The following is a 19,075-nucleotide window of genomic DNA, read 5'->3' on the forward strand; positions in this document are numbered from 1 at the left end:
ATGATATGACGAACAGGTTCCGGCTCGTGATTATTGGTGGAGGCGTTGCCGGTCTGGCCCTGGCAACCCGCCTGGGCAACACACTCGGCCGCTCCGGCAAACTGGAAATCACGCTCGTGGACAAAGGGTTCAGCCATGTCTGGAAACCCATGCTCCACTGCTTTGCCGCAGGAACCGCCCGGAACGAAAACGACCGGATTACGTTCGTCTCCCATGCTGCGGGTCATGGCTTTCGCTTCTGCTACGGCGAGATCGCGCATCTGGACCGGGCCAACAGGCGCATAACGCTTGCCCCGCTGATGGAAGAAAACAACCAGCTTCTGCTGGAAGAACGGCATCTGGACTATGATGCCGTGGTGTTTGCCATTGGCAGCCGCGCCAATGATTTTGGCACCCCCGGCGTTGTGGAACACTGCATGTTCCTCGACAACGTGGTGGAGGCCAACAATTTTAACGAACGTTTCCGCCATGCCATTATTCAGGCTTATGGTCGCGGCACCCCGGTGGATATTGCCATTGTTGGCGGGGGAGCCACCGGCGTGCAGCTTGCGGCTGAACTGCACAAAGCGCTCGATATTGGCGCATTGTACAACTTTACCCCAGTCACCCCGGAAATGCGCGTAACCCTGCTGGAAGCCGGACCGCGCATTCTGCCCGCCTTCCCGCAGAATGTCTCGGACGCGGCCCAGAAACAGCTTGAAGACCTGAACATTGTGGTCCGCACCAACACCATGGTGAGTGGCGCGGACGAGAACGGGTTTATCCTAAAGGATGGCAGCCGCGTTAATGCGCAGTTCCGGGTTTGGGCCGCAGGCGTTAAGGCGCCGGATGTCACGCGGGATATGGACGGGCTGGAATACGAGCGTGGGGGCCAGTTGACCGTGCGCCCCAGCTTGCAAAGCACGGTGGATGAACATATTTTTGCGCTGGGTGACTGCTCCTTTATCAAGGATGCACCAGTTGCCCCCACCGCGCAGGTAGCGCGCCAGCAAGCGCACCATCTGGCCCGTTACCTTCCGGGCTACATCTTTAATAACAAGCCTGTGCCAGACTTCCGCTTCCGTAACCGGGGCGCCATTGTTGCTCTGGGGGATTATAACGGCTGGGGGGCTTTTGCCGATGGCAAAACCTTTGGCGGTGGTTTTTTGAACGGTCTGAGTGCGCGCCTTGGGCATATGGCCCTGTACCGCCAGCATCAGTTTGAACTGTACGGCCCCATCCGGGGCGCCATTGCCTGCTTTACAGACTGGCTGGACGGGTTTGTACGCCCCCCCGTGCGTATGGACTAAACCATTCGCCCCTCCGCCAGCCTTAAGCGGAGGGGCGAATACGGCACCGGTTAAACCTGTTGGTTTTTAGGCAGGTTTTTCGCACGCACACAAAAAATCCCTTACCATTGCATTAACCGTACTGGCCTGTTCAATATGGGGCAGATGGCCGGTCCGGGGCAAAGAATGGTGGGTTACGTGTGCGGACAACCCCAGCACCTGCGGAGCGGGTAGCACCCGGTCCTGCTCCCCCCATAAAATCTGTATGGGACCTGGGGAGTTTTGCAAAACCGGGCGCAGATCATTCGCCTGCTGCCCATTGGGAAAACAGGTCTGTGCAATGGCGCGCAATGCCGCCCGCGCACCGGGCATGGCACGGGCTGCGACCAGAAACTCCGCAACCTTGCGCCCGATCAGCTTGGGGTCATACACAGCCATGGCCATGGCGGCGGCCATGTCCGCTACGGTACTGGCCTCCACAAAGCTGGTAATGAACGCCATGTTCACCGCCCGCCCAAGCCCTGCCGGAGCCAGCAGGGACAGGCTGGCAACCTGTGCAGGCGCACTCTGGAGCAAGGACAGCGCAATTCCTCCCCCAAGGGAGTGCCCCAGAATATGGGCTTTGCTAACCCCCAGCCCCTCCAGCACAAGGCGGGTAACCTGCGCCAGATGCTCCAATGTTGGGGCCTGAGCCAAGGCGGAGGACTGGCCATGGCCGGGCAGGTCAAACGCAATAACCCGCCGGTTTGTCGCCTGCACCTGCTGGGTAAGCTGCCAGTTGGTTACACTGCCCCCAAAGCCATGTACCAAAAGTAGTGGCAGCCCCGCCCCGCCACCCATCTGGCGGACATGCACGGCCTGCGCCCCCAACCGGAGTTGGAAGGATTGTGTTTGAACATCCTGTTTGGTCATGGCGCCATCATGCCCGTTTTGCACCCATGCGGCCAGATTGCACGCATGCGCTTTGTTTTAGCCGCTAAAAATGGCAGGCAATGCGGCCACCAATAAAACGCGGCTCTCCGGGAATATAAAAATAGGTGGTGGTGGCCATGCCCCCACTTTCCGCATAACGCCGGTCCAGCAGATTACGGCCATAGACCGTTATATCCCACAACTGGGAGGGGGAATGCAGGGTTGCGTGCGCCCCGAGCAGAAAATAGGGCGGCAGACGGTAAAACCCTGTTCCCCCCACGGTAATGGCCTGACTGCCCCTGTATTGCCAGTCTGGACCAAAATCCAGCCTGTAACCCATGGGCATGGGCTGCCGCCATGTGGCATCGCCATTCAGGGTGAGTTTGGGGGAACCATTATCCACCCCGCTAAAGTTGCGCTCTATGGCTTTCCATTGATTATGGGCTTTATAATAGGCGTTGGTTGCGGCCCGGTCCACATTGGGGAAATTCTGAAAATCCCCCCGCTGCCAGCCAATATTCTGCATTAAAAACAGATGACCAAAGGGGTGGGCTTCCAAAGTTGCCTCAAACCCCCAGCTCTGAGACTTTGGCGCATTGGTAATTTCGCTCAACGGCCCATAATTGGGGATCAGAACAGTGCCAATGACCTGCTGGTCATGAAAATCGTTGTAAAATGCAGCCCCGTTCAGGCGCAGCCGCCCCGGCACCGGGTCTGATTTAAGACCCAGCTCATAGGTCAGAACTGTTTCGGGCTTAAACGGGTCAAGCTGGGCCTGCACCTGTGTGTTGTTGGCGCTAAACCCGCCGGGCTTAAAGCCCTTGCTCATTTTGTAATACAGCATGGCCTGCGGCACAAACTGCCACGAAACCCCAACCTGCCCTGCAAACTGGTTGGCTGCCGTGCTCTCGGGGGTAAAGCTTCGGGTCGTGCCGCCAAATATATGGGAGGTCAGGCCGGTTATGCCCCGGTCATCCAGCTCATGCAAAAGCCCTGCCCAGATTGTTACATTATGCGGCAGGCGGTAGCTGACATTCCCAAACTCGGAAACACTCTCCTGATCCATGCCAAAGGCTGTGGCCATCATGTATTTGCGGGCGGTGTAATCCGTGTAGTCAAAGAAAAAGCGCTGGTTCATACGACTGCGCTGGTAATAGGCCCCCACAACCCAGCTCAGGCGGCCATGCAGGGCAGCCCCGTTCAACCGGGCTTCCTGCGTAAACACGTTGGCGTCTATGGTACGGTACGTATCCGCCTGAGAAAGGGCGGTTCCATCCTGATCCGTGTATTCACCCTGACGTTCGGTCTCGAACGCGCTAATGGCGGTAAAGGTGGCAGGTCCAAAGTCATGGATCAGCCGCAGGTCTACCCCCCAGTACTGGTTGTGCTCGCTGGGTTTTAGCCCAGCGCCACGCCCGACAAGCTTGGCAAACTCTGGCCGCATGGACCACTCAGCCTGCCGCCCCAGCCCAAAACCCGGTAGTGCCTGTGAACCGATCAGCCTGTGAACGGGCACCGCGGTTACAACCTGACTGTTATCTTGCACAAAATGGCCACCAAGCTGGATGGTGGTGCGGTCATTGGGTTGCCAGCGCAGCTTGCCACGTATGGCCCACAGGTCCGCATCCCCCAGATGCGCGCCATTGGTCGGGTTGTACTGCCACCCCCCGCCTTGGCGCGTCTGCCCTGCAAGCCGGAAACTCCAGCCCTTGGCCAGCGGCCCGGACACATAGGCCTCGCTCCGGCTGCGGGCGTAGGAGGCAATATCCTCCATCCCCCCGTAATGCCATGTGGTGGTCGGGTCATTTGTGCGCAGGCGCACCTCTCCCCCCGTAGTGGACTGACCATGTTTGGTGCCCACCGGCCCCGGGTCCACCGCCGCATCTGCCAGATCAAACATCAGCCCGTTGCTCATGGTGGGGTAGGCGTAGGCCACGTCATCCATATACGTCAGAACAGGGGGCATGTTGTTCTGCGTAAAATCGTTAAACCCGGCGCCACGCAGGTAAAAATTGGTCGATGCCGTGCCGTTGATGCTCTGCATGGTCAGGTTAGGAGCCACATGCTCCAGCCCACGCAGGGTGGTGACATCCCTGTTCCGCAACAATTCAGCACTCAGATGTGTTGTGGCGTCCGGCTCATGCTGGGCGGAGGGAAACGCAAAATCGGACCGGTGCGCCCCCACATCCACATGGGTTACGGCATGGGCAACAACCGGGGGCTTGGCCCGCGCAACCTTGGCAGGCGCGGCAGGGAACATTCCCGGTTTAACTGGGGCTGGGGCTGGGGCTGGGGCTGGGGCTGGGGCTGGACCAGAAGCCGTATTCTGCGCCTGTGCAAAGGGCGCGCCAAGCAGGCTGAGCGGGATCAGGCTGACGCAGCACAGCATAAGCTGCCAGCGTTCAAGGCCACTTCGGCTGGTTTGCGCGACCAGAGGAAGGCCGTATGCTTGCTGCCCGAAAATAGTCCGCTCCTCCACCACCAATGCGCCACCACTCAACCGCGCCAGCCATGCTCCCCCGGCAGGGCTGGCTCTCTCATGACGGAAACAGCCCCCCATGTGCAAGGCTGTTCACCCAAATCCCTCTTATTTTTAACCCTTAGCCGGATCATTCATGCACGTTCGGGCCTAAAAGACCCCTCCCCATCCATAAGGTTTTTTTTAAGAAAACCTCCGCCCACAAGAGGGTAGGCAGGCCACGCCAAGCTGGCTAAGGTGAGTGCTCACCTTGTGTTTTGCCTTAAATAAGGCGGCCAGCAATCCGTCATATCCGCAATTATAATAAAGAACCGGAGTTCCCCTGTGCCAGACCTGTCCCTGCGTGCCATTTTCCGCCATGCCCTCATGCTGTCCGCCATTGTGGGCGTGGGCAGTCTGGCCGGGCAGTCCCATGCCGCAACACAAACCACAGCCCCAACAGCGCAGGGCAACTTTGGCCCGTGGGGCGTGGACCTTGCCGGGCGTGATCTGGCGGTGGTGCCGGGGAACAATTTTTTCCGCTACGCCAATGGCACGTATCTGGACCACCTGAAAATTCCCTCGGACATGACCAGCTATGGTCCGTTCAACGCGCTGGCCGAACTCTCCCGCACACGGGTGCAGGACATTCTGAACGACCTGTCCGCCCACCCGGTGGCATCTCCCCGCACCACGGAAGAAAAACTGGGCACGTTTTACGCCTCCTACATGGACGCAGCCGAGGTGGAACGCCTTGGCACACAGCCCCTTGCGCAGGATATGGACGCCATTCGGGCCATAAAGGACATGGCGGGTTTTGCAGCCCTGAGCGGCACGGCCGTGGACTCGTTCCAGTTTGGTCCTTTCTCCCTTGGGATCAACCCGGACGCCAAAGACCCCACACGCTATGCGTTAACGCTTGACCAGGCCGGGCTGGGGCTGCCGGACCGGGACTACTACCTGAAGCCCGTTTTTGCCGCCAAAAAAGCGGCCTACCAGACGTATATTGAAAAAGCGCTCACGCTGGCAGGCTGGTCCGAACCCGCCAAGGCCGCTGCCGCCATTGTTATTTTTGAAAGCAAACTGGCCGAAGTCCACTGGCCCCGCGCGGACCTGCGCGACCCACAAAAAACCTACAACCCCATGACACTGGCGGAACTGAGCACAAAGGCGCCGGGTTTTGACTGGCCAGCATGGCTCAGCGCCTCTGGCCTGCCCGCGCAGGACATGGACAAACGGAACCTGATTGTAGGCGAACCCTCCGCCATTACGGGTGAGGCCCGGCTGCTGGCCGCAACCGATATGGACACCCTGCGCGCATGGCTTGCCTTCCATCTGGTAGAAAACGCCACCACCTACCTGCCAGACAGCTTTGAACAGGCCCGCTTTGTGTTCACCAAAGCTCTTACAGGCCAGCCAACCCTGACCGCACGGTGGAAGCGTGGCGTACAGGCCACCAGCGCCGCCATGGGTATGGCGCTGGGCAAGGTTTACGTGCAACGCTACTTCCCACCCGAAAACCGGGTTGTCATGCAAAAACTGACCACCGACCTGAAGAATGCCTTCAGGGTCCGGTTGCAAAACAATAGCTGGATGAGTGCTGCCACCAAGGAGGCCGCACTCCGCAAGCTGGAAAACTTTGAAATTCAGGTCGGCTACCCCAACCGGTGGCGCGACTACGCAGGCCTTGCCGTTAAAAAAGGCGATGTGTACGGCAATGCCCGCAACGGCGTGGCCTTTGAATGGCATTACTGGCTGGACCGGCTGGACAAGCCCGTGGACCGCAACGAATGGGACATGACCCCGCAAACGGTTAACGCATACAATAACCCGCTGTTTGATCAGGTTGTCTTCCCTGCGGCCATTCTTCAGCCGCCGTTCTTCAACATCAAAGCCGATGCCGCCGTGAACTACGGCGCCATTGGTGGTGTGATCGGCCACGAAATGACCCACTCCTTTGATGATGAAGGCCGCCAGTTTGACGAACACGGTCGCCTGCGGGACTGGTGGACCAAGGACGATGCGGAACGGTTCCAAAAGCTGGCGGACCGTTTGGGCGCACAGTATGATGCGTTTGAGGTGCTGCCGGGTGTGCATGTAAACGGCAAGCTGACCATGGGCGAAAACATTGCCGATCTGGGCGGGCTGACCTTAGCGCTCGATGCCTACCATGCCTCGCTCGATGGCAAACCCGCCCCCGTGGTGGATGGGTTGAGCGGTGAACAGCGCGTCTTTTTGGGCTGGGCACAGGTCTGGCGCGAAAAACTGCGGGAGGAAACCATTCGCAGGCTTGTGGTCACAGACCCCCACTCCCCGCCCGAAGCGCGTGTGAACCTACCCATGCATAATATTGACGCATGGTACGATGCATGGAGCGTACAGCCGCAGGACAAACTGTACCTGCCTCCACAACAGCGTGTTAAAATCTGGTAGAATCCTCTGGCCCGGCGGCACGGACTGCCTTACACACCGGGCCATTGCCATTGGCGGTTTTTATAATCCGCCCCATTGCATACAACAGACCTATATTTGAAGTTCTCTGTGGCACAGGGGCTTGAGCAATGGCAAAATAGCGGGCAAGTGGGCTATACCCACGCACACCATACTCATGCGGGGCAAGGGAGAACTCGGGCAGTCCATGGTCGATCAGCGCAGTTCCTCCACAGGCCAGAGCGCCCCCCTGTCCGGCAGGCAGGAGCCACGCCTGCACCCCGCGTACTCCGCCACCACCACTGCCCCGGCCAGCACGGAGGATACTGCCGGGCAAAGGCCACGGCTCTTCCCGTTCATGCCCGTGCCCAGGCCACCGGGCAGCGCAATGCGTGGCTCCTCCACCCCACTGATCCGCAAGGATGTGTACGCCGACCCCACATTAGGCCCGGTCTTTACCGCCTCGGCCCTTGCGCATTTCCTTTTGCTGGCGGCACTTCTTTATCAGGCGACCCACCACGGGCAGACGGGTTCGCCCCAGTCCAGCCAGTCTTCCTCGGTGGAAATGGTTTTTTCCCAGCCCACACCGTCCACCGGTATGGTTGGCCCCCACTCGCCCGATGCAGGCGGTGGCAATGCCGCACCACAGGCAGCCCCTCCCCCTCCGGCGGAACAGCAGCCAGATACCCAGACAGCCCCACCCGAGCCAAGTGAAGCCGCACCGGACGTGCCCCCCCTTGCCAAGTCCGATGATGGTCTGCCCAAACCCAAAACCACACCCCAGAAAACGCAAACAACCCAGCACAAACCCACAACCCGGCAGCCCAGCCGCGCAACGCCACGCCCAACCCAGCAGTCGCCCAAAAGCCTTCAGTCCCTGCTCCAACACCCGATGGACTATTCGTTTAACGAGGCCCCGGCCCCGCGCCGCACCACCCGTGGCCGCCCCGGCGGGTCGTCCGCCCCGCTGGACCTGTCCATTGGTCCCATGGTGGAAAACGGGCAGTTGAACGCCCACTATGCCTCACGCACAAGCGTGCATGGCGTGAGCAGCGACTACGGTGCGGAAATTGATGCATGGATCCAGCGCCACCTGTACTACCCCCCCGACGCCGCAGAACGGGGAGAGGAAGGCAGCACGTCTGTCCATGTTATTCTGGACCGCTCGGGCCATGTGTTCAAAGTGTTCGAAACCGGGTCTTCGACCGAGGCGCTGGATGCTTCGACCATTGGCATGTTCCAAGGCGCGCAGTTGCCCCCCGTGCCACCGGACATGAAGGACAAATACATCAACTTTGACGTAACAGTGAATTACATCCTGATCCGCAACTAGGCATGCCGTTAACGCCGCTGCGTGTTGATTATTCGTAGCTGGTGTGTGAAGGCAGCATGTAGATCACACAAAACTGAGGAGGTATCCTCAGTGTAATTCTGCTTAATCTTATAACCCTGCTTACGCCGCCCCATACGGCCCCGAAAAGAGTTAAGGACATACTTGCGATGCCACGTTCATCCAGCTCCGATCTGCCGCCGGGCGTGCCCACAATCCGCGTTGTGGCCATGCCGACCGACACCAACCCCGCAGGGGACGTGTTTGGTGGGTGGATTGTCTCGCAGATGGATCTTGCCGCGGGCACAACGGCTGCATTCCGGGCCAATGGCCGGTGCGTGACTGTTGCGATCAACAGCCTTGTTTTTCTCGAACCCGTTGTGGTGGGGGATGAGGTAAGCATCTACACCAGAATCATCCGCTCGGGGCGCACATCCCTGACCATTCATGTGGAAACATGGCGCAGGGCGCGCCACACCCACATTACCTCCAAGGTAACGGAAGGGGAGTTCATTTTTGTCGCCCTTGACGACAAACGCCGCCCCCGCGCCCTCCCCCCGTTTGAAGACACACTCCCCGCCGCCAACTGCGAAAAAGCCTGACCAACCCGCCAAAGGCAGGGCGGCTCCAGAACAACCGCCAGACAACAGCCAACCGGCCTGACAGGAGCGCCACGCTCAGCAACACCGCATCTGCCGCCTGCCCCTACTTTCCCTGTTCCAGTATATGCTCCAGCCGTGCCATATATAAGCTGGAGCCGCTGACCTTGCGTTTGGAACAGACCCAGGCAAGATGTGCGGCACTTGGGGCGAGCAGTGTACTTTTTTGTCACGCACCGTTTTGCCAGCACGTCATATGGTTTAATAAAGCCCGCCAGCTTCCCTACGTATCGTCCCCCCGCACTCTTCGGGCGGACCGATCCTTGCCGGGGGGCTATGGGTTTGGCGTAACAGGGAGGTCGGCATATGAAACACTGGCAGATTGATCAACTGCCATGGGATCGGTTTGATCCCTCCAAAGTTGACCCGGAGCTGATCCCCGCCATTAAGGCTGCCGCCGTTGTGGAACGCAACAGCGTGGACTATGCGCTATACCTCAACAATGTTTTTCGGAACGACCCGGACTTTTGCGCGGCGGCCAACCACTGGGCGGAAGAAGAAATCCAGCACGGGGACGCGCTAGGCCGCTGGGCCATGCTGGCCGACCCAACATGGGACTACACAGCCGCCTTCCAGCGTTACCGTGATTTTTACAAAATCCCGCTTGATGTTGACCAGTCCGTGCGTGGGTCCATGACCGGGGAACTCATCGCGCGCTGCATGGTGGAAACCGGCACATCCTCTTTTTATTCCGCACTGGCGGACACCACGGATGAACCCGTGCTCAAGGCCCTGTGCAAGCAGATTGCGGCTGACGAGTTCCGGCATTTCAAGCTGTTTTATGACCATATGCACCGTTACCTGCGCCGCGAGAACATTGGGCTCTGGCGGCGCATCCGCATTGCACTGGGCCGTGTGACGGAAACGGAGGATGATGAACTGGCCTCCGCCTACTACACAACCAACATCCCGCCAGACCAGCCTTATGACCATACGCGCTGCATTGCGGCCTATATGGTGCGGGCCATGCGCACCTACCGGCCCCAGCACCTGCGCCGGGTAACCACCATGGTGTTCAAGATTATTGGCCTGCCCCCCCATAGCTGGTTGCAGAATGTGGCGTTTCGTATTTCGGAAAAACTGTTCATCCGGCGGCAGCAACGGTTTGCACGCATTGCGGACATAAGCTGAGCGGGGCTTGCAGCGGGCGGGCGAGCGGGTCATCCTCTGTCCGTTCCAACCGCTGGAGAACAGACAGACCATGTTCACGCACATCATGGTGGGTACTAACGATATTGCCCGCTCTAAAAAATTCTACGATGCCGTTTTTGCTGCCCTGAACATCCCTCCGGCAGAAATCAGCGCCACAGGCCGCATTTCCTATGGCAAGCATGAGGCCCGGTTTATTGTAACACCTCCGCTGGATGGCAAGCCTGCCACTCCGGCCAATGGCGGCACAATCAGCTTTCAGGCCGAAACCCCCGCCATGGCCGATGCATGGCACAAAGCCGGTGTGGAAAACGGTGGCAAAGCCATTGAAAATCCGCCCGGCGTGCGCCAGACCCCCGTTGGTCCCCTCTACCTTGCCTACCTGCGCGACCCGGATGGCAACAAGCTGTGTATTGCCTGTAAAGTGCCTGCCTAACCGGCCTGCGCGCACTGCTCCACCAGAATGCTCATCCGTTTTTGTGGAGCAGGGGCAAAACTAAACCGGACCAGACAAAGCTCCCCCTTTTATGGGGGCCTGTCTGGTCCGGCGCATTAAAAAATAGCCTTACACACTAGGACCCCAGCATGGTGCGGTCCACCGCCAGCCCGGCGGATGCCTGACAGGTTGGCATCATTTCCACGTGGTTGATGTTCACATGCGCTGGCAACCCCAGCACCCAAGCCACGGTTTCGGCTATGTCATCAGGCAACAGGGGGGCTGTACCCTCGTACACGGCAGCAGCCTTGCCCTGATCGCCCAGACGGACCTGACTGAACTCACTCCCCCCACACAGACCCGGCGCAATGGTGGTCGCCCTGACCTGCCTGCCCAGCAGGTCGCTGCGCAGATTACGCATGAACTGGTCCACAAATGCTTTTGTGGCCCCATACACATTGGCACCGGGGTAGGGGTATGTGCCAGCCGTGCTCCCCAAGGACACAACATGCCCGCTATTGCGGGAGACCATGCCGGGTAAGAGGGCACGTGTGATTTCCACAAGCCCGGTTACGTTGGTGGCGATCATGGTCTCCCAGTCCTGTGGCGTGGTTTGCCATGCTTTTTCCAGCCCCAGCGCCAACCCGGCATTATTGACCAGCACATCGACCGCCTGCCAGTCCTGCGGCAGACTCTGTGGCAGAGCACGTATGGCAGACAGGTCGGTCATATCCAGCCGGAAGGGCAAAATACGCCCAGCCTCCACCTGCCCTGCCAGAGCCTCCAGCCGCTCCTGCCTGCGACCTGTTGCAATAACCCGGTATCCCTCGCGCACAAGCCGTAGGGCTATGGCATGCCCAAACCCGGCCGTAGCCCCGGTAACCAGTGCAACCTTGAACTTTTGTGCCATTGATCTGTCTCCATCCCTGCCAGAATTCCGCCAACAGCCTATGCCAGTGTGCTGGCATAACCAACACCGCGCTCAGCTTTTACCCGCACACAAACGTATGACGGCCTTTGCTGGAACCACAGCGCACGCAGGGGGGTGGGTCAGGGCTGGGGCTTTGGGGCCGCCGCCTGTGCCAGTGTCCGGCGTTCATAGGGTTGCAGCAGATCCGCCAAAGTGGCCTTGTCCAGCACGCCCATAAACGCGTCCAGCGCGCTCCCCAGCACACCGCGCAGGCGGCACCCACCCGAGAGCAGGCAGGGCGCTGCCTCATCCCCATTACGGGCCATGCAGCTAACCAGCGCCATATCCTCCTCCGTGTGGCGCACCACATCTCCCACACAGATCTCCTCCGCCGGGCGGCCCAGTGTAAGCCCGCCGCCGCGCCCCCTTTGTGTCTGCACGAACCCGCCACGCCCCAGATGGTGAATGATCTTGACCAGATGATTTTCAGAAATGCCGTAAGTCTGGGCCACCTCGCGTATGGAAACACGCCTGTCCGTGTTTACAGCCAGGTAGAGCAGGGTGCGTAGCGCGTAGTCGGTATACAAAGTCAGACGCATAACAAAAAAATGTGCTCCAGCGGGTTGTGGAAGTGGCACGGGCTAAGCCACGCCGGGGCTGACAGGGCCACCCCTAAACGCCGCCTAACTGGCATGGTTTTTATAAAATGCGAACCCACCTCCACTGCCACGCGCACAAACCAGCGTAATAAGGAACAAATGCAGAAAGACGACGAAACATATGCACCCGCCTGCCTTCCACAAAACTATCCACAGGGTTTTCCCGCAATCCGTCCCCCTGAATTGTGGATAAGCTTAGCCGCGACTTTGCCAGAATAGTATAAAAAATGTCTGTTTCCTGCGGTTTATAGCTTTTTTAAGCTTTTATGACACCAAACCCTCTTGACCTCTTACCGCAACAACGAGTCGGTGTGTTGCAATTCATCCACAGCCTGCCAAGAGCGTGATCGGGCGCAAAAACCACGCGGCCATACCCTTCACCCGATTGCACACAGGCACAAACGGCTGGCACACTACGTGCGTCATCCCTTTTCAGGCCCGAGGAGCAAACAGAGCCTCATGCAGTTCATTCTTACTTTTTCCTGCCCGGACAAGGCTGGCATTGTGGCCAGCGTGACCTCGGCTCTGGCCCGGCAGGGAGCCGATATTACAGAGACCCACCAGTTCAGTGACCGCAGTACGGGTCAACTGTTCATGCGGCTGGCTTTTTTTACCCCCACAGCCAACGGTATGGCGAACATAAAAGCCTGCCTTGCCCCCGTGGCCGAAGAGTTTGGCATGAACATGCGCCTGCATGACGCAGCCGTGTTGCCACGCATGATTATTATGGTCTCCCGCTTTGACCACGCCTTGCTCAACCTGCTGTATCAGGTGCGTGTCGGCTGGTTGCGGGCTGAAATTGTGGCCATTGTCTCCAACCACCCCGACAGCGAGGCCACGGCCCGCCAAGCCGGGGTGCCTTACTACTACTGGCCAGTCAATCCGCAGAACAAAACCGAGCAGGAAGACAAGCTGAGGGAGCTTGTGCACACCACTCAGGCGGACCTGATTGTGCTGGCCCGTTACATGCAGGTTCTCTCAGATAGCCTGAGCGCGCAGTTTAGTGGGCGGATTATTAACATCCACCACTCCTTCCTGCCTTCCTTCAAAGGCGCGCGCCCCTACCATCAGGCCTATGCCCGTGGTGTCAAGCTGATCGGGGCAACCGCACATTACGTTACCGCCGATCTGGATGAAGGCCCCATTATTGAGCAGGAAACCGCTCGGGTCAGCCACAACCTCTCCCCCGATGACTATATTGCCACGGGCCGGGGGGTGGAATCGCAGGTGCTTGCGCGGGCGGTCAAGCTGCATACCGAACACCGGGTGATGCTGAACGGCCACCGCACTATTATTTTTTCCTGACACACCCGGTGGCAGGTGCTCCCCATTTTTGCCAGCCCCGGACCGCCAGCCCCACAAAAGCTGCGTAAAGCACTGCGGTAACCCACAAGGCGCGCTCCATGAACAACGCGGTATACAACCCGTCCACAACGCCCCAGAGCAGCCAGCTCTGCCGGTAACGGCGCGCGCCCCAGAACTGCGCCAGAATGCTGTATGCACTCAGCAGGGCATCTCCCATGGGGGTTGGGTCATCCGTCCACTGCCGCAAGGCCAGCGCAAGGCCCATACCCGCAACCCCTGTGCCCCCCATATGCCACCACAACCGGGCAGCCGAGGGCGCAAGCGCCACCCGCACATGCCCCTCGGCCCGCACGCCACGGAGCCATTGCCACCAGCCATAAACAGAGAGAACAACAAAAACGCCCTGCAAGGCGGCATCCGCGTACAAGGCTGCGCGCACAAACACCACGCCATACAGAATGGACGCCCCAACAAGAACAGGCCAGCACGCCACCAACCGCTGCCCCGTTAGCCAGACCCCAAGGGCGCTGGCCAGTGCCGCCACCCATTCCAGCGCGTTCATTCCGCCCCCCGGCGGCCTCTGGCTTTGCGGAGCATGGCAGGCAGGCGGGCCAGAAGAGTGCGCCCCTCCCCAAAAGCAAACCAGCGCCCATGGCCAAGCAGGTAATCCGTATAGGCAACCTCGGCCGATGGCGGGTCATCCACCAACCCGGCAAAGTACCCGACCTCGGACAAGGCAAACTCCACATGCACAAGGGGTAGAAAAGCCACAACCTGCGCACATTCCAGATCGCTCAGCGGACGCACGGACTGGTAGCCCGCCAGCAGGGCGTCCACCTGTTCCCATGCAACCACCTGCGGGGCAGGCAGGGCCAGCCAGTCCACCACAGCACGCTCCAGTGCTACTGCCAGATCAAAAGGGGCGCAGGTCCGGTCCGCCATGCCAAAGTCCAAAACCGTGCTGACATCATCGGTGTTCCAAAACAGGTTGGAGCCGTGCCAGTCCCCATGCCCCCATGCGGGGATAATATGGGGCAAAAGTGGTTGCAGCTTTTGGTGGAAAGGGGCCAGAACCGCCGCAACATCCCCCACCCAGTCACGGGGGGCCAGAGCGGAGAGTAAATGTGGCTGACGGGCCACCCAGCGTTGCAGGGCTGGCAAAAAATGTGGCTGGCCGACAACCCGCAGGCCCGAAAGGAGCGGCACCACCTGCCCCCCACCCCGCGCGGGAGCGGCAAAGCTGGCGGCGGCCACGTGTAGCCTGCCCAGAGCAACACCAGCCCCAAAAGCCTGCCGTGCCGAAAAATACGGCTGCCACGACATGACATCCCGGTAAAGGTCGCACCCATGCGCGGGTGGAAAAACCTCGTATGTCCACTCCCCTACCGTTAATGCGGTATGGCCATCAGGCAGAACCAGCGGCGGGCAGACCGCAACCCCAAGCCCTGCCAGATGATTGATAAAAGCGTGTTCTTCCTCCAGCCATGTTACACAGCGCAATGCAACATGGTGGCGTTTGAGCAGACATTCCCCCTGCCCTGCCAGCCGCACACGCCCCAGAGCGGAAAACGGGCGCATACTGTGCCACGCCACATGCTCGGCTGGGGGCAGCTTATGAAAAAACCCCAGAACATATCGGGTTTCCTCCAATGTCAGGCATGGCCAATCCCGCTTGCCCTGCACACCATGCACCCCAAACTGGGCCAAAGCTCCCGCACTCATGCCTAAAAACCGGTGGAGGCGGTAAACAGGGCGGCAAAACCACCACCAATGTAATAATCGGGCGCCTCCCCCGAAACCACACCACCATGCTGCCCCACCGTATCATGGGCGGCAAGGGTTGGATCGGCAACACCAGACAGATAGTGCTGGTTGGTAATATTGATAAAGTTCATGCGGAACTGTGGCGCGTGCAGTACGGAAACATCTTTCATACGGTAGCCCAGCGCCAGATTACCCGTTACGTGGGAGGGCATGCGCTCGTCATTCATAAAAGTCGCATATTGGTGGCCGGTGTATTTGACCGTCATCACACCAAAAAAATGCCCATCGTCATAGGTCAGCCCAGCCGCAGCCTGCAACGTGGGGGTGCGGACCGAACGTTTCCCCCGCGTTGGCAAAACCTCTGTTCCTGAAGACAGATCGTTATCAATCGTGGAGTGCAGATATTCACCCGAAAGATAGGGGCTTATGTGGTGCCACGGCTTTAGCCCCACCTCCACATCCACCCCGCGTGTGGTCTGCCCGCCCGCATTGATGGTGGACTGCACCGGCGCGCCATTCAGCATAACAAGGGTGGAAACCTGCCGGTTTGTAAAATTGTAGTTGAACAGGGTTAGCCCGCCCACAACAAGGTCATCGGCGTAACGGTAGCCCAGTTCTTCGGCAATGGAGTATTCGTTCTTCAGGTTTCCCGTACCTTTTTGCTCCACGGCGCCACTGGTCGGGTCGTACACATCATACAACGCTGTTTCCGCGGGGGTGCGGAAATTGGTTGTGGCGTTAAAAAAGACCTGATGATGTGCTGTTATCTGGAATCTGGCCCCAAGGCGAGGCAGCGGCACAGCCGTGTTGGTGCCCATGTGGTAAGTACTGCCCGGCATGGCGTTTGTACCCGTGCGGGAGAACATAACTTCCTTAAACCCCGCACTGAGTAACAGCCTCTCATGCAGCAAAGTCAGCCGGTCGCCTATAAACAGGGCATTGGTCTGGGAGATGGTGTGGTTATTTGCCCCCCATAACGCCTGTCCACCAGACGTGCGCAAGGGGCTGCCCCCCCATATGGACCCACCAGACCCCGATGCATCCAATGTGGAAAACGTCTGTTTTTCCGTGTCATCCCCATAATCGTACCAGTAGCCCATGATCAGATCATTAAGGCCACGCTTCCAGTCCAGTGCGGCCGTAAAGCCTGAACGATAGCTACGCTGCGTATAGTCCGCCCGCACGGACATATACCCACCCGGCGTATTGGCCAGAGCCGGGTCAAGCTGCACCGCTTCTGTGCCATTGAACAACCCCGTGGTTGGCAGTTGCATGCCCCCCGGCGCGTTGCCATACGCCCCCTGCGCATAAGGCGTGACCCTAAGGTCCAGCCCATTGGTCAAATTAAGGTTTAACGGAGCGGCCATGTACAAAGTACGCTCGGGCTGGCGGGCAAGACGCCAGTAATCCGTGCCGCCTACGGCGTTCCCCGCATTGTAATGGGCGGCAAGGTTATTGGCCCCATGTATGCCATCGGCCTGCCATGCGTCTTTTGTAACCTGCGGGTAATAGCTGTCTATCGCCTGATTCCATGACCCGAGCAAAGCGGCATGACTATTCTGCCCCCATGTTTTGAGCAGCTTAAAGTCCACATGCTGCCGCTCATCCCGCCCCGGACCACGCCAGTTATCCGTTGCCCCATGAGAGTAGGAGACAAACCCCCGCAGGCCGGTATGGGCTATTTCACCACTTTCAAGCCGCAGGAACTGGCGGTTGGTATTATACGACCCATAAGACGTATCAAACATCCCCCCAGCTTTGTCCGCCGGAGTCTGGAACCGTAGCTTCATCAACCCGCCCGCAGCGTTCAGAACCGGGCTATCCAGATCTGGCGCACCTTGTTGCAGGCTTATGGTTTCGTAATTCTCGCTATCGGCGAACTGGCTGGGGTAACCTGTGTAATAGGCAATGTCATTCAAGGGCATGCCTTCAAGCACGTAGCCTATGGCATCCCCATTCATCCCACGCACAGTCATATTGGTTTGTGGAGAAAATCCGAACGGGTCCGAGCCACTGACCGTAGCGCCCGGCAACTGGGCCACAAGGTCAAACGCCGTTGCAGAAGGGGTCTGGCGGGCAATATAGTCGGCATTGACCATACTCTGGGCCTGTGGGTCGGACACAGGGCGGATCAGCCCTCCACCTGCGGGCAGGTGGGCGGGGTTGGCATGCACGGTCACGACCTTCGCCCTGCCTGCCTGCACGGATTTTTCCGCCAGTGCGGGGCTGGCCATAACGCCCCCCAGAACGGCGGACACCCCATAACACACCCACACGCCCCGCAAGGTCTGATACCCTTTGAAACCCTTCTCCAGCGCACACCTTCCCTTCATGCTCGCACCAACGCATGTGGGAGTATAGCGCATGAAACGGATTTAGTTTTCATCCTCGCCAGATTTATCCCCCAGCACAATGGTCTGGTCGGAAATGGACACATCCGTAACTGCGGGGCGTTGCAGGGCTTCTGTTGTATCACGCGCAATCCCTGCTGTTTTATCCTTCAGATCCGCGAGTTCTTCACGCACATCGGACAGAATTTCCAGCAAGGCGGCATGGTCTTCCGATGCCCGCTGGTCCGCCCCCTGACTGAGCACAGCGCTCCCCACCATAAGGGCGGGCAAAGCAACCAACTGAATACAGTTGCTAATATAGAGCAGCGTGTTCTGCCACTGCGGCACAAGAACCGGAACCAGAGAGAAAACAAAAAATGCATAAACGCACCAGATGCTGCCAAACAGCATGGTCATTTTGACTGCAACGGCCACATTAATCCGCGCAATAAGGGACTTAGCAATTACTTCGGGTTTTTTCATGGGGTCTCTTCTTCCGTTACGCTGCGCAAACAGGAGCAGCCGACACTGCCGCGTGCGCTGTAACATACTCCAGCCCCCTTGTCCGCCAATCACAGCGGGCAGCACGGTTGCCTGCATCAGGCGGATATGTGCCCACAAGCTTGCGCGCACCCAACAGCCCGGCACTTAACCTTCTGGTAAAAGCTTGAGCAGGAACCGTAGCCGAAAAAATGCCGCTTGCCCGCGTGCGGCATCGGCCTTGCGCAAAAACACCCCCACAACGTAAGTCCCATCCTGCTCGGGCCTGCCAACATAGGCCGCATTTTGCACCTTGCTGTTATAAACCTCCGCCCCGCCGGGATCGCGGACCCAAAAGCTAACGCGCGCACTTTTTGCATGCCCTCCAACAAGCAAAAACTGCCCAACTTTGGCTGGCACCTTGTACTGCACGACCTCGTCCCCCTCGACCGTGCCTGCAACGGTTGCTTCATCCCCCTGCGTGCGAAAATGAACAGTGCGCTGGTAGGCCTGTGCGTACCCTGCATGCCCCCACAACAACACAGCCACCGCCAGCACTCCCCCCATCCGGCGCATAATCTTCCGCTCCCTTTATGCAACCCTGCCCTACTCGTGCCATACGCCGGACAAGGACCCCGAGTTCCCTGCTGTGCACCCTACACTGCAAACATTTTCGCCATGATGTTATTTTCATGATTTCTGGGCGCGGCCCAAACGCAAAAAGGCCCGCGGACCGGGCATAAAAAAAACGGGCGCGCCTGTTGGCACGCCCGTTTTTTTATCCAAGATTGACCCACTTTTACTGATCGACGAACTGTTCCTGCCCGACGATGCCCATCTGTGTCACACCGAGGCGTTGTGCATCGGCCATGACATGGACGACAGTCTTGTAGTCCGCCAGCCGGTTGGGCTGGATGTGGAATTCCGGTTTGGGCTGCGCGGACGCAATCTCGCGCAGGTGGGCCTGTAGCTCGTCCTCGCTGTT

17 protein-coding genes are annotated in these 19,075 nt (G+C 59.0%); 7 read left to right on the forward strand and 10 right to left on the reverse strand.

The window, feature by feature from the left end; genetic code table 11:
* Positions 1-5 precede the first annotated feature (5 nt).
* A complete protein-coding gene (locus tag AABE20_RS03515; protein WP_338331827.1) occupies positions 6-1,289 on the forward strand; it encodes an NAD(P)/FAD-dependent oxidoreductase in 1,284 nt (427 codons plus the stop codon).
* 66 nt (positions 1,290-1,355) lie between these two features.
* Here the strand turns inward: AABE20_RS03515 and AABE20_RS03520 are convergent, their stop codons facing one another.
* Together AABE20_RS03520 and AABE20_RS03525 are read right to left on the reverse strand one after the other, a co-directional pair.
* Positions 1,356-2,180, reverse strand: a complete 825-nt coding sequence (locus AABE20_RS03520; RefSeq protein WP_338331828.1) for an alpha/beta fold hydrolase — start codon at positions 2,178-2,180, stop codon at positions 1,356-1,358.
* A 64-nt stretch (positions 2,181-2,244) separates the two neighbouring features.
* Entirely contained in the window at positions 2,245-4,740 is a 2,496-nt protein-coding gene (locus AABE20_RS03525) for a TonB-dependent receptor (protein WP_408740643.1), read from the reverse strand.
* 285 nt (positions 4,741-5,025) lie between these two features.
* Between AABE20_RS03525 and AABE20_RS03530 the strand changes: the two genes are divergently transcribed.
* From AABE20_RS03530 to AABE20_RS03550, 5 genes are all read left to right on the forward strand, one after another.
* Entirely contained in the window at positions 5,026-7,071 is a 2,046-nt protein-coding gene (locus AABE20_RS03530; protein ID WP_338331881.1) for a M13 family metallopeptidase, read from the forward strand.
* A gap of 175 nt (positions 7,072-7,246) precedes the next feature.
* Positions 7,247-8,401, forward strand: coding sequence for an energy transducer TonB (locus AABE20_RS03535; RefSeq protein ID WP_338331829.1), 1,155 nt, complete (start codon positions 7,247-7,249; stop codon positions 8,399-8,401).
* 167 nt (positions 8,402-8,568) lie between these two features.
* A complete protein-coding gene (locus tag AABE20_RS03540; protein ID WP_338331830.1) occupies positions 8,569-9,000 on the forward strand; it encodes an acyl-CoA thioesterase in 432 nt (143 codons plus the stop codon).
* Positions 9,001-9,363: 363 nt separating this feature from the next.
* Entirely contained in the window at positions 9,364-10,188 is an 825-nt protein-coding gene (locus AABE20_RS03545) for a ferritin-like domain-containing protein (RefSeq protein ID WP_338331831.1), read from the forward strand.
* 70 nt (positions 10,189-10,258) lie between these two features.
* Positions 10,259-10,642 (forward strand): VOC family protein, encoded by a 384-nt coding sequence (locus AABE20_RS03550; protein WP_338331832.1) that lies wholly within the window; start codon positions 10,259-10,261, stop codon positions 10,640-10,642.
* Between the two features lie 136 nt (positions 10,643-10,778).
* On the opposite strand, the gene AABE20_RS03555 is transcribed toward AABE20_RS03550, so the two are convergent.
* Complete coding sequence (locus AABE20_RS03555) at positions 10,779-11,552, reverse strand: SDR family NAD(P)-dependent oxidoreductase (RefSeq protein ID WP_338331833.1); 774 nt, start codon at positions 11,550-11,552, stop codon at positions 10,779-10,781.
* A 140-nt stretch (positions 11,553-11,692) separates the two neighbouring features.
* A complete protein-coding gene (locus tag AABE20_RS03560; protein WP_338331834.1) occupies positions 11,693-12,151 on the reverse strand; it encodes an Rrf2 family transcriptional regulator in 459 nt (152 codons plus the stop codon).
* A gap of 519 nt (positions 12,152-12,670) precedes the next feature.
* Between AABE20_RS03560 and purU the strand changes: the two genes are divergently transcribed.
* Complete coding sequence (purU, locus tag AABE20_RS03565) at positions 12,671-13,516, forward strand: formyltetrahydrofolate deformylase (protein ID WP_338331835.1); 846 nt, start codon at positions 12,671-12,673, stop codon at positions 13,514-13,516.
* Here purU and pnuC read toward each other — a convergent pair.
* The 6 genes from pnuC to AABE20_RS03595 form a co-directional block, all read right to left on the reverse strand.
* A complete protein-coding gene (pnuC, locus tag AABE20_RS03570) occupies positions 13,503-14,078 on the reverse strand; it encodes a nicotinamide riboside transporter PnuC (protein WP_338331836.1) in 576 nt (191 codons plus the stop codon). The two genes, purU and pnuC, sit on opposite strands and share 14 nt — an antisense overlap.
* On the reverse strand, positions 14,075-15,238 hold the full coding sequence (locus AABE20_RS03575) for a phosphotransferase enzyme family protein (protein WP_338331837.1): 1,164 nt from the start codon (positions 15,236-15,238) through the stop codon (positions 14,075-14,077). The genes pnuC and AABE20_RS03575 overlap by 4 nt, the downstream gene beginning before the upstream one ends.
* 2 nt (positions 15,239-15,240) lie before the next feature.
* Entirely contained in the window at positions 15,241-17,514 is a 2,274-nt protein-coding gene (locus AABE20_RS03580; RefSeq protein WP_338331882.1) for a TonB-dependent receptor, read from the reverse strand.
* Positions 17,515-17,655: 141 nt separating this feature from the next.
* Positions 17,656-18,093 (reverse strand): hypothetical protein, encoded by a 438-nt coding sequence (locus AABE20_RS03585; RefSeq protein WP_338331883.1) that lies wholly within the window; start codon positions 18,091-18,093, stop codon positions 17,656-17,658.
* 165 nt (positions 18,094-18,258) lie between these two features.
* Positions 18,259-18,666 carry a hypothetical protein gene (locus AABE20_RS03590; protein WP_338331838.1) on the reverse strand — a complete coding sequence of 136 codons (408 nt, stop codon included), beginning with the start codon at positions 18,664-18,666 and terminating at the stop codon, positions 18,259-18,261.
* Positions 18,667-18,889: 223 nt separating this feature from the next.
* On the reverse strand, positions 18,890-19,075 hold a 186-nt coding region (locus AABE20_RS03595; RefSeq protein WP_338331839.1), incomplete at its 5' end, for an ExbD/TolR family protein.

The organism is Acetobacter zythi (assembly GCF_963921165.1).
In the GTDB taxonomy this organism is placed as follows: domain Bacteria; phylum Pseudomonadota; class Alphaproteobacteria; order Acetobacterales; family Acetobacteraceae; genus Acetobacter.